This window comes from Aerolutibacter ruishenii, assembly GCF_007830115.1.
GTDB lineage: Bacteria > Pseudomonadota > Gammaproteobacteria > Xanthomonadales > Xanthomonadaceae > Aerolutibacter > Aerolutibacter ruishenii.
Map to the genome: position 1 here is coordinate 59,296 of NZ_VLKP01000013.1, position 16,202 is coordinate 75,497.

9 protein-coding genes are annotated in these 16,202 nt (G+C 63.3%); all 9 read left to right on the forward strand.

What is annotated here, in order from left to right:
• Nucleotides 1–82 precede the first annotated feature (82 nt).
• Entirely contained in the window at nt 83–1,762 is a 1,680-nt protein-coding gene (locus IP93_RS13825; protein ID WP_158636356.1) for a formyltransferase family protein, read from the forward strand.
• Between the two features lie 114 nt (nt 1,763–1,876).
• Nucleotides 1,877–6,226, forward strand: a complete 4,350-nt coding sequence (locus IP93_RS13830; RefSeq protein ID WP_144816678.1) for a MupA/Atu3671 family FMN-dependent luciferase-like monooxygenase — start codon at nt 1,877–1,879, stop codon at nt 6,224–6,226.
• Nucleotides 6,207–7,073 carry a 4'-phosphopantetheinyl transferase family protein gene (locus IP93_RS13835; protein WP_144816679.1) on the forward strand — a complete coding sequence of 289 codons (867 nt, stop codon included), beginning with the start codon at nt 6,207–6,209 and terminating at the stop codon, nt 7,071–7,073. The genes IP93_RS13830 and IP93_RS13835 overlap by 20 nt, the downstream gene beginning before the upstream one ends.
• A 128-nt stretch (nt 7,074–7,201) precedes the next feature.
• Complete coding sequence (locus IP93_RS13840; RefSeq protein WP_242006871.1) at nt 7,202–8,596, forward strand: TIGR03013 family XrtA/PEP-CTERM system glycosyltransferase; 1,395 nt, start codon at nt 7,202–7,204, stop codon at nt 8,594–8,596.
• A 326-nt stretch (nt 8,597–8,922) separates the two neighbouring features.
• Nucleotides 8,923–12,234, forward strand: coding sequence for a non-ribosomal peptide synthetase (locus IP93_RS13845; protein ID WP_144816681.1), 3,312 nt, complete (start codon nt 8,923–8,925; stop codon nt 12,232–12,234).
• Between the two features lie 925 nt (nt 12,235–13,159).
• A complete protein-coding gene (locus tag IP93_RS13850) occupies nt 13,160–13,972 on the forward strand; it encodes a hypothetical protein (RefSeq protein WP_144816683.1) in 813 nt (270 codons plus the stop codon).
• A gap of 20 nt (nt 13,973–13,992) precedes the next feature.
• On the forward strand, nt 13,993–15,510 hold the full coding sequence (locus IP93_RS15690; protein ID WP_158636357.1) for a glucosamine inositolphosphorylceramide transferase family protein: 1,518 nt from the start codon (nt 13,993–13,995) through the stop codon (nt 15,508–15,510).
• A complete protein-coding gene (locus tag IP93_RS13855) occupies nt 15,446–15,943 on the forward strand; it encodes a lipopolysaccharide biosynthesis protein (RefSeq protein ID WP_158636358.1) in 498 nt (165 codons plus the stop codon). The genes IP93_RS15690 and IP93_RS13855 overlap by 65 nt, the downstream gene beginning before the upstream one ends.
• Nucleotides 15,933–16,202: transposase (locus IP93_RS15695; RefSeq protein WP_158636359.1), on the forward strand; the 270-nt coding region annotated here is incomplete at its 3' end. The genes IP93_RS13855 and IP93_RS15695, both read left to right, overlap by 11 nt.

A 16,202-nucleotide genomic window follows, 5' to 3' on the forward strand; every position in this document is an offset into this window, starting at 1 on the left:
TATAGTCGGGTGCGGGTGACGGAGAATGCCAAGCGAGTCTGGATTGACACCGCTCCCGTCGGGGGCGAAGGACTGTCGAAGGGTGACGGACGCGAAGTTCCGTTGCGCGGTGGTCGGCGAGGGCACGCTGCCGATCGTGTGCAGCGAGATGCTGCAGGCGCGAGGCCACCGGATCATTGCGATGGCGTCGCCAGACCGCCGAGTGCTGGACTGGGCCCGCTCGAACGGGGTCGCTGCCGGCAAGGCACCCTCCGGCCTGGCGGCTTCGGCCTGCGGCGAATCCTTCGACTACCTCTTCAGCATCAGCAATTTCCAGCGTCTGTCCGCGCCCGTGCTCGCGGCTGCCGAACGCGGCGCCATCAACTACCACGACGCACCGTTGCCGCGTTACGCCGGCTCGCACGCGACGTCGTGGGCGTTGTTGAATGGCGAGACCCAACATGCGGTGACTTGGCACGGCATGACCCTGCGCATGGATGACGGCGATATCGTGAAGCAAGTACTGGTCGATATCGCCGACGACGACACCGCGCTGACGTTGAATGCGAAGTGCTACGAGGCCGCAGTCAGCGGTTTCTCCGCACTACTGGATGATATCGAGGCTGGCATCCTGACCCCATTGCGCCAGGATTCCTCGCAGCGGACCTTCTTCCGCCGTGGCCAGCGGCCGACGCCCGGATGTACGCTGCAGTTCGACGTGCCGGCCACGCAGCTTCACGCGCTGCTGCGGGCCCTGGACTTCGGTCCGTACCCCAATCCGCTGGGCCTGCCTAAACTCGCTATGGGGGAGTCGTTCTACATCGTCACCGAGCTGGAGGTGCTCCAAGGCCGTAGCGGAGAGCCGATCGGAACCCTGTTGTCGAAGGACACGGAGCAACTGATTGTGGCCACGGCGAGCGAGGATGTCGCGCTGGGCGGTTTCTTTACATTGGAAGGGACACCCAAGGCCGTGGCCGACGTGGTGGGCGCGACGGACCTGCGGGTGGGCGAGCGTGTCGGCATGATCGAGAGGCGAAGGGCCGAGCGACTGTTCGCCCTGTGCGCCGAACTGGCGGGGCATGAGCCGTTCTGGATCGGGCAGCTGAAGCGGGCGCAGCCGACGCCGCTGTCGGGAGCCGCGCCGTCGGCGGGCGCGTCGCGGCAAGCCGCCGCCCGCCGGGTGGCGCTGGCACTGCCAGACGGTCCCGATGACGGTTCTGGAGCGGGTGGCGGGGATCGGGTGCTGGCCGTGTTGATGGCCCTGCTGGCGCGTCATACCGACAGCGGGATGATCACGGTGGGCTTCCGCGACATGCGACTGGCAAGCGCTATCGGTGAGCTGGGTGGGTTCTTTGCCGAATCCGTCCCCTTGCGGGTGCGCTGCGACCACGGTTGGAGCGTCGCCCGGCTGGAACATGAGCTGGCGCGACGATTGGCGCAGATCCGGCGTCATTGCAGTTATGCGCGTGACCTGCCGTTGCGGATACCGGCACTGTTGGCGCGAGGCAGCGCCACTGACACCGGGACCTGGCCGATATCGGTGGAGATCGTGGAGCGCGTCGACGGCCCGGCCGACGCACCGCTATCGCCTGGCCGCACCTTGGTGATTCAACTCGCCGATGACGGCGGCGCCTGCGCATTCCACCATGACCCCGATGTGCTTCCCGTCGCCCGGGTCGAGGCGATGGTGAAGCAATTCATGTGGCTGGTGGAGGCGCTCCCGATGTGCGGAGCGTTGCCGATCCGTGTACTACCGTTGCCCGGGGCGACGCAGGCGGCCTGAGCCGCTCGCCCGATAGACTGGCCCTTCTCTGGCCTGCCAACGAACCGGCGGACGTTAGCACAGGAAGAGGCACGCATTCGGTTTGCGGCCGAGCACGTCGATCAGAGGGGTGGCATGTTCGCGAATCTGGACCTCGGATTGACGCCGATGCAGCGCGGCATGGTCTTCCACGAGCTGATCGACCCGCGCAGTGGGATCAACATCGAACAGGTGGTGGTGACGCTGGAGGAGGCGGTCGATGCTACCTGTCTCGAGACCGCCTGGCGGGCGGTCATCGATCAACATCCGGTGTTGCGCTCGAGGGTGGTCGAATCCGGGAGCGGCGAGTATCGACTGGTGACGGTGCCGGGATACCAGCCCAAGCTGGTGACGATCGATGCAGGCGGCCCGGGGAACGGTATTGCCTTCGACGAGTGGCTTGCTGCGGACCGGACACGTGGTTTCGACCTGTTTGCGGAGGTTCCGCTGCGGTTGACGCTGTTTCGCCAGCCGGGAATGGCGGTCCGTTGCGTCTGGTCTTTCCATCACGTCCTGCTGGATATGCCATCGTTCGCCGATGTGCTGGTGGACGCTTGGGATGCGTACGACCGGCTGGCGCAAGGCCAGGGCGCGCAGATTCCGGCGCGACCGGACCATTCGGCGTTCATTGACTGGCTGCGTGAGATGGACCCCGCGCAGTCGATCGCATATTGGCAGGGGCTGCTCGACGGAATCGATCAGATCACACCGTTCCCCGCGATAGGCGAGGCCTCGGCAGCCAGGACGCGCGTTGTGGAGCGATGCCTGGGCGATGGCGAGACAGCGTCGATCAGGCAGTGGATGCAGATCCATGCGGTATCGATCGAGGCGCTGATCCAGGCTGCGTGGGCGACGCTGTTGGCGCGCTATACCGATCAGGCTTCGGTGGTGTTCGGCGCAACTCATGCCGGTCGCAGCGGGCACGTGGCGGGCGTCGAGCGCATGCTCGGCGTGCTCGTCAACACGGTGCCGGTACGGGCGGACGTGGGGCGCGCCGCAGGCATCGAGCTCGTGAGACAACTGTGCGCCCAGCAACTGGCAGCGCAATCTCATGGACACCTGCCGTTGGCGCAGGCGCAGAGTGCGGCCCGGGTCAGCGCCGATAGTGCGCTGTTCCATACGCTCGTGGCCTGCGAGTTGGATGGCTTGGATGCGCGGGTACATCGTGCGCGTCCCGATTGGGTGCGTCGCCACTTCGCGCTTCATGAGCGGGCACCGTATCCAGTCGTGCTGCACGCGTGCGCCAACCCAAGCCTGTCATTGCGCTTGGCATACGTTGAGGAAGTGTTCGCGCCGGACCAGGCGGTGCGACTGCTGGAGCACTTGCAGGCAATCGTGTTGGGTATCGTCACGGCTCATGGTCGCGAGGTTCGGCAGTTGCCGATGCTGACCATGACGGAGTTGGGCCGGATCGAAGGCGAGTGGAACGCAACCCGTCGCGAGGTGGCGGCAACCACGATCCAGGTAGCCTTTGCGCAGGCGGTCGCGGCACATCCGCGGCGGACGGCGCTGGTCGGCGGCGGCCGGGCGCTGAGCTACGCCGAATTGGATGCCGCGTCGACCGCGGTTGCTGCGACCCTGGTCGCGCGTGGGGTAGTGCATGGGGCCGTGGTCGGCCTGAGCATTGACCGTTCTCCGGAGCTGGTCATCGCGATGCTCGGCATCCTGAAGGCCGGGGGGGCCTACCTGCCGCTGGACCCGACCTATCCGGATGAGCGGCTGGAGTTCTGCGTACGGGATTCCGGGGTGCGTGTTGTCCTGGCCCAGCGGCGCAACGCGGGCATGTTCGAGCTGGCGGGAGCCGAGGCGATTCCGGTCGAGAGCATCGACCTGGCCGATGGTGGAACGTTCAAGCCAAAGGCGGGCACCGCGGACGATCTGGCCTATGTGATCTACACATCCGGCTCCACGGGAAGGCCCAAGGGCGTGCTGGTCACCCATGGCAACGTCGTCAATTTCTTCGTCGGCATGGATGAGGTGATTGATCCTTCTGGCGATGCGATTGAGAAGCGCTGGCTTGCGGTCACCAGCGTGTCCTTCGATATTTCGGTGCTGGAACTGCTGTGGACGCTGACGCGCGGCTACGAGGTCGTGATGCACGGTGCGCGTGAGCTCGCACCGGACCCTTCGCGTGCGCAGGGGCCTTCATTCAGCTTGTTCCATTTTGCCAGCGGCATGGATGGCTCGGATCCAAAGCCCTATCGCTTGATCCTCGAGGCGGCCAAGTTCGCCGACGAACACGGCTTTGAGGCGGTCTGGTCCCCGGAACGGCACTTCCACGATTTTGGCGCGCCGTATCCCAATCCATCGGTCATGAATGCGGCGCTGGCAACGATCACCAACCGGGTGCAACTGCGGGCCGGCAGCGTGGTGCTGCCGCTGCACGACCCGTTGCGTGTGGCCGAGGAGTGGGGCCTGGTCGACCAGTTGTCGCACGGACGGGTCGGAATCTCATTCGCATCGGGTTGGCAGCCAAACGATTTCGTGCTGGCGCCGGGCAACTATGAGCGACGCAAGGACCTGATGTTCGAACAGATCGAAGCCGTGCGCGCACTGTGGCGCGGCGAGCGGATCAAGGCGACCAACCCCAAGGGCGATGACGTCCAGCTGGGGACGTACCCGCGACCGGTCCAGGCGGAACTGCCGGTGTGGATCACCGCGGCAGGCAGCCCGGACACTTTCCGGCAGGCTGGAACGATCGGCGCGAACATCCTGACCCACATGCTGGGCCAGTCGATGACCGATCTGGAGGCGAACATCCGCGCGTATCGCGCGGCGCGCGCGGCAGCGGGGCACGATCCAGCGACCGGGCGCGTCACGGTCATGGTCCATGCGTTTGTCGGCGAGGATACCGACCAGGTTCGTGAGGTGGTCCGTGGGCCGATGAAGCGCTACCTGCAAAGCGCCGCCAGCCTGGTGGGAAGCTACGCGGATGCATGGGCGGCGTTCAAGCGCGGTGCGGGTGCCCCGGTCAGCGCCGTGGCTCTGAGTGAGTTGCGGCCGGAGGACCAGCAGGAGCTCTACGACTTCGCCTTCGAACGGTATTTTGAAACCAGCGGATTGCTGGGGTCGGTGGACAAGTGCGCGCAAATGGTCGTCGCGCTGCATGCGATCGGCGTGGATGAAATCGCTTGCCTGATCGACTTTGGCGTCGATGCCGACACCGTGATCGCGCACCTGCCCCATATCAGTCGGCTCAAGGAGGTCGTAGGCAATCGGGAGTGGGCGGGCGCTGGGGATGTCGTCAGCGACATCGCGCGTCACGCGATCACGCACATGCAGTGCACGCCCTCGCTTGCGAGCACGATCCCGATGCTGGCCAAGCGGCCCGACGCGCTTGAATCGCTTCACCATTTGCTCATCGGCGGCGAAGCGTTGCCGCGCGACCTGGTGTCGGAACTGCATAATCGGCTGCCGGAGAAGGCCGTTATCATCAACATGTACGGTCCTACCGAGACCACGATATGGTCGACCACCGAGCGCGTGGAACGAGATACCCATCGGGTCACCATCGGGCGGCCTATAGCCAACACGCAATGCTATGTGCTGGATTCGCACCGGCAACTGGTGCCGCCCGGGTGCGTGGGTGAATTGCACGTGGGCGGTGCGGGGGTGACACGCGGCTACCACGAGCGCACGGTGCTCAACGCGGATCGATTTTTCGAGTTGAACGTAGCCGGGCGCCGACAACGGGTCTATGCCACCGGCGACCTGGTGCGGCAGCTCGACGATGGTCGGATCGAGTGCCTCGGGCGCAACGACTTCCAAGTCAAGGTGCGGGGTCACCGGATCGAGCTGGGGGAGATCGAAGTGGCATTGCGTGCTGAGCCGGGAGTCGAAGACGCTGTAGTAGTCGCGCGAACGCTGGCAGCGGGCACGCCGGTGCTTGTGGGGTATCTGGTGCCGACGCCGGGTGGCGGGGCGATCGAAGTCGATGTGCTCAAGTCGGCGCTGCGACAGCACTTGCCGGAGTACATGGTGCCGAATGTGTTTGCCTGGCTGGACGCGCTGCCATTGACGCCGAACGGCAAGGTCGACCGAAACGCGTTGCCGATGCCGATGCCGGCCGAATCTGCCAACGCCGATGACGTTGCGGCGGGGCCGCGCAGTGACGTGGAAAGAACCATCCGCGAGGTCTGGCAGCGCGTCCTAAACGTGCAGGACATCGGGGTCCGCGACAACTTCTTCGAGCTGGGCGGCCATTCAGTCCTGGCCTTCAAGGTGCAATCGGAGCTGTCGCACGCGTTTGGCTTCCGTTTGCCGATCGTCGAGTTGTTCCGGTCGCCGACGATAGAAGCGTTGGCGGGGCATTTTGAGCGGAACAGCGAATCAGCGCGGAACGTGGCGGCCGACAGCGGTGCGGATAGGATTGAGCGGCGAGGAGTGGCCATGAGTCTGCGCACGACTATCGCCGGTGGGCGCAGTCATGACGGACAGCGTGCGTGAAGACCCGCCATCCAAGTGCGGTGCCGCCATCATCGGCATGGCGCACCAGGTGCAATATGGCATGCCCGACCAGGCCACGAGGCGTGGTCCCGTCGACGGCCGCGGGGCCGTAAGCCGCCGCGGACATGCGGGCTTGCGCGCTGCCTTCCACGACGCCATGCCAGAACCCGGTTGGGCCGAAATGGCCGGTTCTGCCATCGTGGTGGCGTGCTTCAAGGTGCGTGACTGGGAGTCCTGGTTGCCTGAAGCGGAAGCGTTGCTCGACGCATCCGAGTTGGAACGCACGCGACGGCAGCGCTTTGTCGCAGACCGCATGACGTTGACGCTTGCCTATGCACAGCACAGGCTGCTGTTGTCGGCCGCGATCGGGCAGCGTGCCCGCGACGTTCAGTTGTACCGGGATGCTCGTGGTTGCCCGCGTCTGCACGATGACAGCGCGTACACCAGCCTCAGTCACGCCGATGGCGTGGTGGCAATGGCGGTATCCACACTCGGCCCTGTCGGGGTCGATATCGAATCTGTGGCGCGCGCCGTGGGACTTGTCGAGATCGCCGAACGGGTCTGCCACCCGGCGGAGGCATCGGCGCTGGTTGGCAAGGCGACGCCAGCGTACCGCTCCGAGCTAATTGCGCTGTGGGTTCGGAAAGAGGCGCTGCTGAAGGAGGCAGGGATCGGCCTCGCCTTGGAGATGGACGGTTTTCCCGCCCCATGCGGGCGAGTGCGATCTCCGGTCGATGGCCATTGGTTGGACGTCGCGATGGTTGACGTGGGACCGACGTTCCACGCGGCAGTGGCGGGCCCTGTTGGGGCGCTCGTTGCAAGCAGTTGGTTGAAGCCCAGGCGATAAGTGATGCAGCCAAGGGGCGAGTTGTCCGGAGCGAGTGGGGCGCGCCGTTTTCATTGAGTGACCCGGCGCACGCGTGACCGGTGTGCGCAGTGCCTGGCGCCAACCACCCACCACATGCAGGACGTCGCGTGAAGGCCTTGTCCACCAGCCGGAAAAGTTATGCCGTCTTGTTGTTGTGGATGGTGGAGTTGGCTCTGATTGCCGCCGCCGTAATGGTTGCGGCTAAGATCCGGTTGATCGAGTCACCGGACAGTTATGCGAGCTTCCTGCAGGAGGGGCTGCTGCGTATCGTTCCGATGCCGATTCTGATTACGGTGTCGATGGCCGCCTTTGGCCTCTACCAGGTCCACCTGCGACACAATCGCATGGATTTCTTCCTGCGCCTGTTGATGTCGTTCGGCTTTGGCGGGATGGGACTGTTGGCCCTGTACTACGCGATTCCGCAAACGTACGTAGGCCGCTCGATCTTCGCCATGGCGATGGTGATGGCGTTTTTCGGTGTGATCGTCCTGCGGATTGCCTGGCTCAGGCTGTTTCGGGCAGATGTGTTCAAACGGCGGGTGATCGTGCTTGGCGCTGGGCACAGCGCGGACACAATCAACCACCGGCTGCGTCGCCGCACCGACCGTCAGACCTTCGTGTTGGTGGGGTTCCTTCCGGTGCCCGATCAGCCAACGATGGTGCCGGAGCAGCTGTTGCTGGCCACCGACTTCGGACTACCGGAGCTGACGCGGTTGCTGCACGTGGATGAAATCGTGGTCGCCATCGACGAGCGCCGTGGTGGTCTGCCGATGGAGGACCTGCTGGTCTGTGCCCAGCGAGGGATCAGGGTCACCGATCTGTCGACGCTGTTCGAGCGTGAGTGCGGCGTGGTCAAACTGGACATTGTCGATCCGTCCTGGTTGGTATTTTCCGGCGGATTCGACCACTCGGTGATGCGCCGGCTCAGCAAGCGGTTCTTCGACCTCGCCGTGGCATGCCTGCTGTTGCTGGTGGCCTGGCCGGTCATGCTGCTGGTCGCGCTGTGCATCTGGTGGGAGTCGGGGCTTCCGATCCTGTACCGGCAGACCCGGGTGGGCGCCGATGGCCAGCACTTCGAGATGCTCAAGTTCAGGAGCATGCGAGCGGACGCGGAGCAGGACGGAGTTGCGCGCTGGTGCCAGCGGGATGACGATCGCAGGACCCGGGTCGGCACGTTCATCCGGACCACCCATATCGATGAGCTGCCGCAGCTGTTCAACGTGCTGTGCGGCCAGATGAGCTTTGTCGGACCGCGCCCGGAGCGGCCGCAGTTTGTCAAGGTTCTGAGCGATGAGGTCAGGTATTACAACGTCCGCCACAGCGTCAAACCCGGGCTCACCGGACTGGCCCAGGTCCGTTGCCTGTATGGCGCATCGGTACAGGACCAGGCTGATCGACTGACATTCGACCTGTTCTACGTGAAGAACCACAACCTCGTCTTCGACCTGATGATCATGCTGCAGACGGTGGAAGCCGTGCTGTTCAGGCGGGGTTCGCGCTGAAGCGCAGGGGTTGGTCGGACTGGCCGAATGGGCCGCGGCGACACGTTGGTCCTCACAAAGAGGCGGCGTGATCGCCGTGGGTTCGGGGAGCGACGTGGGGCGAGCAGTCCTGAACATGGAACCGTCCGCCCGCTGCGTGGCCGTCGAGGTGGTCCAGAGCGGTCTCCGGCACGCGCCAGAGGACTGTGGAAGTAAAGGCCATCGGACATGACGGAACTGTTCTCCAGGACCCCGGGGCTGGCTGCTCGGTTCGCCGCTCAGGTGCGGCGGCGTCCGGATGCGATATTTCGTCCATGTTGGACGACGCTGGCGCCTGAAGGTGGGGCATGACAATCGCCAACGTCGCCGATATCGACGCCCGAGACCGGGTGGATTACGCCCGATTCGCTGGCGGAGAACCCAGGGTCGTGCCGACGACCGAGTCGCAGCAGGAGATCTGGCTGGCCGACCAGTTGCACCGCGAGGCGTCACTGTCATTCAACATTTCACTGACGCTGCGGTTTCGCGGGCGCCTGGACGTGGAGGCGCTCAGGGGCGCGCTGCAGGACTTGGTGCAACGCCACGATGCACTGCGCGCCACCATTGGTCCCGACGGCGAGACGCTGTGCCTGGTTGAGCGCTTGGACGTGCCATTGATCGAAATCGCATTGGAGGCGATGGACGATGCCGATCGCAAGGCAGTACTGGCCGAGCGCATCCGGCTGTCCGTGGAAACTCCCTTCGCCCTTTCCCAGGGACCGCTGTTCCGCGCGGAACTGCTGTACCTGGCTGCCGACGAGCATGTCTTGCTGATCAGTTCGCACCATATTGTCTGTGACGGCTGGTCCAGGTTGGTGCTGGTTCGTGAGCTCGGCGCGCTGTATGGCCGACGGTGTGGCATCGATGGCCATGCATTGCCCGCTGCGCCGTCGTATGGCGACTACGCTCTGGCCGAAGCCGATCGGCGTGCCATGGACGCTTACGCCGAGGATGAGACTTACTGGCTTGATCGCTTTGCCTCGGACGTTACGGTGCTCGAATTCCCGACCGACCGCCCGAGGCCGGCAGTGCGCAGCTTTGCGTCTGCTTGGGCGGACCATGTCATCGACGTGCCGTTGATGAAGGACATCAAACGGTTTGGGGCCGAACAAGGTGGTAGCTTGTTCACGACGCTGCTGACGGGGTTTGCCTGCTGGTTGGCGAAAATCACCGGTCAGCGCGACATCGTGGTAGGGATTCCCGCCGCCAATCAGCCAGTGAGCGGCCTGGATGGCCTGGTTGGACACTGCGCCAATTTCCTCCCGCTTCGCTTTGACGTCGACCCGGACAAGCGTTTTGTGGATGCGCTGGGCGACGCCCAGGCCATGTTGATCGATGCGCTGGAACATCAAAGCTATGCGTTTGGCGCACTGCTGAAAAAGTTGCGGATCAAGCGCGATCCGTCCAGGGTTCCGCTGGCGGCCGTCATGTTCAACATCGACCAGCCGGTGGAGGGTGAGCTGTCTTCGTTCCCAGGGCTTGAGATGGATCTGGACAGCAACCCGCGCAGCTTCGATCCGTTCGAGATGTTCGTCAATGTGCTGCCCACGTCGAGCGGATTGCGCGTCGAGTGCCAGTACAACCGGGACCTGTTCGACGGCGACACCATTCGCGGCTGGCTGTGCGCGTACGAGGCGCTGCTGCGTGCGGCCGTCGAACATGGCGGTGACGCGATCGGCAGCCTGCCGACGGTCGACGCCGCAGCTTTCTCACAGCTTGCATCGTTGCAGCCAGAATCGACCGGGTTCGATCGTGAGCTGCGCATGCATGAGCACTTTGAGCGGCAATGCGATCGCGAGCCGGATCGCATTGCGGTGCGTAGCCAGGAGGGCGTCCTCGACTATCGCGGGCTCGAAGCCCGGGCGAACCGGATCGCCAGCCTGCTAAGGGCGCACGGCGTGCGCCGCGGCACCTTGGTCGGCATTGCCCTGGACCGCGGCGGTGAGATGCTGGCGGCGCTGCTGGGGGTACTCAAGGCAGGGGCCGGTTACGTGCCACTCGATCCGCAGTTTCCATCCGAACGCTTGGCCTACATGGTTGCCGACGCCGGTCTGGCGGCGCTGGTCACCACGCGGAAGTACGCCGCAAACTTCGACCTGCGCGGTCGGCCCGTGCTCGCACTGGATGTCCTTGCGTCGGATATGGCCGCGGCGTCCAGCGCCCGTTGCGCGCGCGGCGAGGGGGGTATCGCGGCCGAGGACGTGGCGTACGTCATCTATACCTCGGGGTCGACCGGTCGGCCAAAAGGGGTGCAGGTTCCCCATCGCGCCGTGGCGAACTTCATCGCCGGCATGCAGCGCGAGCCAGGGATGTCCGCCAGCGATCGCCTGCTGGCCGTGACCACGCTTTCGTTCGACATCGCGGTGCTGGAACTGCTCCTGCCACTGAGTGTAGGCGCGGAGGTCGTGATGGCTAGTCGCGACGTCGCGACGGACGGCGCGGCCCTGCTTGCCATGCTGAAGCAGACGGGGGCAACCGTGTTGCAGGCCACCCCTTCGACGTGGCGGATGCTGCTGGATGCCGGCTGGGAGGGAAGCCAAGGCTTGACCGCATTGTGCGGCGGTGAAGCGTTGGCGAGGGACCTGGCCGATCAGCTGCTTCCGCGGTGCCGCGCGCTCTGGAACATGTACGGGCCGACTGAAACGACCGTTTGGTCGACAGTTGCGCGGGTCTCGCAAGGCGCTGGTACGGGCATCCACATCGGGCGGCCGACGGCCAACACCAGCGTGTGGGTCATCGATCCCAATGGCCAGCTTTGTCCGCGCGGCGTGTCGGGGGAGATCTGCATTGGTGGCGATGGCGTAACGCTGGGGTACTGGGGGCGCAAAGAACTCACCGACGAGCGCTTTGTCGAGGATCGCTTTTCCGACCATGCGCGGCGCCCACGCGACGCGCGACTGCCGCCGCCCAAACTCTATCGAACCGGCGACCGGGGACGGTGGCGCATCGATGGCAATCTAGAGCACCTTGGCCGGCTCGACCATCAAGTGAAGGTCCGCGGATTCCGGATCGAGCCCGGCGAGATCGAGGCAGCCCTCGTCGCGTACGAAGGCGTGGCGAGAGCGGTCGTGGTGGTTCGTGAGGATCGGACCAACGACTGCCGTCTGGTGGCCTATCTGGTTGCCAAGGCCGGGACGAACATCGTCGAGTCGAACTTGCGCACGCGCCTGCGCGAGGTGCTGCCCGTCTACATGGTTCCGCAGCACTTCATCGTGCTCGACGCACTGCCGCTGTTGCCCAATGGCAAGTTGGACCGGCATGCACTGCCGGCACCGGCGACTCGGCCCGACGCCGCCGTTCAAACCAAGGTAGGCGGTTCCAGGCGGGACGAGATGGACCCGCGCGCCAGCTACCTGACCACTGTGTGGTCGGAGTTGCTCGGCTCGCCCGTCGGTGCAGATAACAACTTTTTCGAGATCGGCGGGCATTCGATGCTGGCGGTCCAGATGGTGAATCGGGTCCATAGGGATACGGGCGTTCGCATCAAACTCATCCGCCTCGGGACCGATACGTTGGCGCAGATTGCTGCCGATCTTCCGTTGAAAAACGGCAGCGTCGCGAAGGACGAAAGTATGGGCAAGCGCATCGTAAAAGGGCTGCATCGCCTGTTTGGGCTGTGACTCAAGCGCTCTTCGCTTACAGGGGGCGGGGAGCCATGGCCGTCCGCCTATCCGCAGCGCGTTTCAGGGTATGGAAGATGCAATGGTCAAGATCGACCCATCCGCTGCGGGGATGGCGCAGGGCATCGATGGCGGACGTGATGGGTATTGGATCCTGGGAACCCCATTGGATAGGCATCTCGACCCATGGACGGTATGCGGCGTTCCATAGGCCGGAGGTTTCGCGTGGTCCAGCTATCGTGTTTGTTCCGCCGCTCTTGCACGAGATAGAAAGAAGCAGGCGTTTCGTTACAGAGGTTGCGGGCTGTCTCGCCGAGATGGGGCTTCCATGCCTTCGCTTCGATTACATAGGGACAGGGGATTCTTCGGGACACGCCGATGCGGTGAGCCTGGACTCGCTGCAGGTCGACATCTGGCACGCCGAAGCGGCGCTCAGGTCGCTTGCTGGAGCGGGCAATGTCGTCGTGCTTGCGTGGCGGGCAGCGTCGCTGCCGGTATTTCGTTGGCTTAAGGCAGGAGCAATGCCGCGTGCGGTCTTGATGTGGGAGCCCGTGGTTGACGGGGCCGCATGGTTGGAGCACCTCAGGCGGCAAGACCACAGCGAAAGGTTGGCCAGGAGGCCGTATAAGTACCGACTGACCAATGGTGCGTTCCAGGGCGACGGTCATTTGCTGGGGTTCGCTTTGTCAGACCGACTGCGTCTTGATCTAGCGGACGCCACCCTCTCTCTGAGCGAGTGGAGGCCATCGTTACCCATGTGGGCAATACTTCGTTCCTCCGAACAACACGTGTCGGATGAGTGGGACCGTCATTTCACATTGCCGGATGGAGCGCCGGAATTCGGCGGAATTGACTCGACGATGTTCCTGTCACCTCCTGTTGAGCGTGTCGTGAAGTGTCTGGGACGCGCACTTTTGGAGGAACTTTGACCCAGAGCAAGATTATCCAGTTTGGACCGAATGGGCGTCTGGTTGGCGTGCTGAGCGGTAGTCAAGATGTCATTTCTCCCATGACGCTGGTGTTGCCGAGCGCGGGATTGTTGCCACGCACCGGCCCCTTCCGGCTGCACGTCGACCTCGCCAACCGGCTCGCCACGAGCGGGATACGCACGTTTCGCTTTGACGTCCCTGGCGTAGGCGAAGCACCGAGAATAGACAATGTTGATGCGAAGGACGCGATCTTGGCAGCCATTGAGCACCTGGCCACACATCATGGATGCAAGATATTCGCGGTTGGCGGCCTATGCAGCGCGGCTGACCTGGCTTGGACTGCCGCCATTGAAGACGAGCGCGTGGTCGCGATGTTGATGCTGGATGGAATTTGCTTCCGCGGGCCGTGGTTCTATTGGGCGAAGTTAACCAAAACACTGGGAATGATTCCCCATGATGGCATTGGCATGTTGCGGCGATGGGCTCTGCGTGTAAAGAATCAAAGTGGAAACCCCGACGACGACCGCGATTGGCCTTCACTCGAGGTGGCGCGGCGCCAGTTCTCGGGCGTAATGGATCGTGGGGTTCATTCACTGTGGATCTACACTGGCGGCCACAAGAACACATTCCGTCATTCGCGCCAGTTCAGATGGGTATTTGGGGCCAGTTGTTCGGATCCAAGAGTGACATTGCAGCACTGGCCAGACTGCGATCACTTGTTTTACGCAGGGGTATACCGGCGTCGCCTGGTTGACACTGTAGAGGCATGGCTGGCGTCGATCCCTGAAACCGGGAGCGGATTGACGTGAACAGCGTGACGGAATGTGACATGAGTGGGAGCGATCCTGTTGGCGATCCATCCCCTCTGAGACAGTTGTACCTTGAGCCGCATGATGCTGCTCGGCCGATCAAGCTCAAAGTGGTGCTGGCCGCCGATATGCCACGATGGATAGCTGGGTTCATTGATCTCACTGACGCGGAAAAATGGATCGAAGTGTCGGTCCATGCTGCTGGTAAAGAGTTCGACGCAAGTGGTGCGGATGTATTGCTGGCGATCGGGCCAAGGGCCTTGGCAAACAGGCTTGCGGGCCAGCCAGGTCAACTCTGTTGGTGGCTTGATCCTTCGCTGGTCGACTTGCGGAATCCGCCTGAATCACTGATGTCGCCGATGTTGCGAGGCGAAACAGCCACCGTGATCGAGCTCCAGCTCGTCAGCGATGGAGTACCTCCGATCTGCCTGGCCAGAAGTGCATTTTCGACGCAGTTTGGCTGGCCGAAGCGTCAGGTGGCGCGGGGGGGCGGCAAACTCCAGACATTGCTATTGCGCGGGTTACGTCATGTGGCTCATGGCGGCCATCGATCAACCGGAAAGGTTGAGACGCTCCGCCTGGCAGGAAGTGAGGATCCGCTTGGATTCGGCTTGTCGATTTGGCTGGCCACTCTGTCGATGGCCAACTTGGCAAGGAAGCTTTGGGCGAGACGAAGCAGAAAGCCACCTTGGGTCGTCGCGGTTCGCAACGACGTAACACCCTTGGATCCTCATGCTCCAACTGTTGATCTTCCAACGTTTCTGGTCGCACCGGATGGCGGATACTGGGCTGACCCGTGCGCGGTCAAGTACAACGGACATCGCTACCTGTTCGTGGAGGAGGTTACTTCGTCGTGCAAGCGTGGCGTGATCACGTGCTTGGAGCTGATTGACAAAAAGGTGGCCAAGAAGCTTGGTGTGGTACTGGACGAACCTGGTCACCTGTCATATCCGCAGCCATTTCTTTGGGAAGGGCAGTGGTACATGACGGTGGAGTCCGGGGAGGCGCGGAGAATAAGCCTGTACCAGGCGCAGGAGTTCCCATTCCGCTGGAGCAGGCGAACTGACCTGCTCGTCGGCTATTTTTGCGCTGATCCTACAATGCACTATCACAACGGATGCTGGTACCTGTTCGCCAATGTTGTTGAGAACGGCGGCAGCGATTGGGATGAGCTATTCCTGTTCGTAAGTGACAGTCTTGCCGGCCCGTTCATCCCGCATCCGGCCAATCCTGTGGTGAGCGACGTGCGATCCGCCAGGTGCGCAGGCCGGCTATTCGAACACAATGGTCGGCTGATAAGGCCAGCGCAGGACTGCAGCAGATGCTATGGATCGGCTGTCGTGTTCAACGAGGTGCTTGAATTGTCGCCATCGTGCTATCGCGAGCGGAGCATATCAAGGCTCGATCCATCTTGGGTTCCGGGGATCGAGCGATGTCACACGTACAACCGAGCTGACGGCTTGGAGTTGCTCGATGCCGTCGGAAACCTCGATGGCGCGGCGCAGCGTGTATTCATCGAAGGAGCCGCGGGGGCATGATGACATGGGCGCCGCGTTAGTGGGCAACCTTGCAAAGGTTGTCCGCTCCATGATTGGCCTCCGACCCGCCAGGGCCGATGTAGTGGATCGCCTGGGCAATAGGCGCGTGGCGACAGGTCGCACTGGTGTTGCCAAGCACTACTTCAGGTATTCCTTGGCCAATGCTTTGGTGGTCATGGCGGGACTTGTTTCCTTCCCTGTGCTGACGCGATTCCTTGACAATGCCCAGTACGGAATCCTTGGGTACTACGATACGTTGGTGCTGGTCGCAGTCGCGGTCATCAAGCTGGGGTCGCAGCACGCAATGCTGCGCTTCTATCCAGCGAACGGTGGCGGAGCTGTCCCTACGTGTCAACATGCGACCCAACAGCTACCCTCGTTTTTTATCTATAACAAATGGGCTCCGCTGCTGGAGTACACCGATGTCCCCTGATTCACCCACCACGGCCGAGATTGCTCCCGATCCGCAACTGGAAAAGCGGACACGGCGCCGCTTCAGTGCGCCTGAGAAGTTGCGCCTTCTGGCCCAAGCCGACGCCCTTGCTCACGGCGAGCAGGGGGCCTGGCTGCGCCGCAATGGCCTCTATGCCGCCCAGCTTTCTGCTTGGCGCAAGCAGCAGACCGAGCATGGTTTGGAGGGTTTGCAGTCGCAAGCACCCGGGCGCAAGGCGGCCGATCCGCGTGAGCGCCGG

Bases quoted from the DNA above. Each gene is read 5' to 3' on its own strand.
- IP93_RS13830 (WP_144816678.1), top strand. From the start codon at position 1,877: ATGTTCGCGAATCTGGACCTCGGATTGACGCCGATGCAGCGCGGCATG.
- IP93_RS13835 (WP_144816679.1), top strand. From the start codon at position 6,207: ATGACGGACAGCGTGCGTGAAGACCCGCCATCCAAGTGCGGTGCCGCC.
- IP93_RS13845 (WP_144816681.1), top strand. From the start codon at position 8,923: ATGACAATCGCCAACGTCGCCGATATCGACGCCCGAGACCGGGTGGAT.
- IP93_RS15690 (WP_158636357.1), top strand. From the start codon at position 13,993: ATGAGTGGGAGCGATCCTGTTGGCGATCCATCCCCTCTGAGACAGTTG.
- IP93_RS13855 (WP_158636358.1), top strand. From the start codon at position 15,446: ATGCCGTCGGAAACCTCGATGGCGCGGCGCAGCGTGTATTCATCGAAG.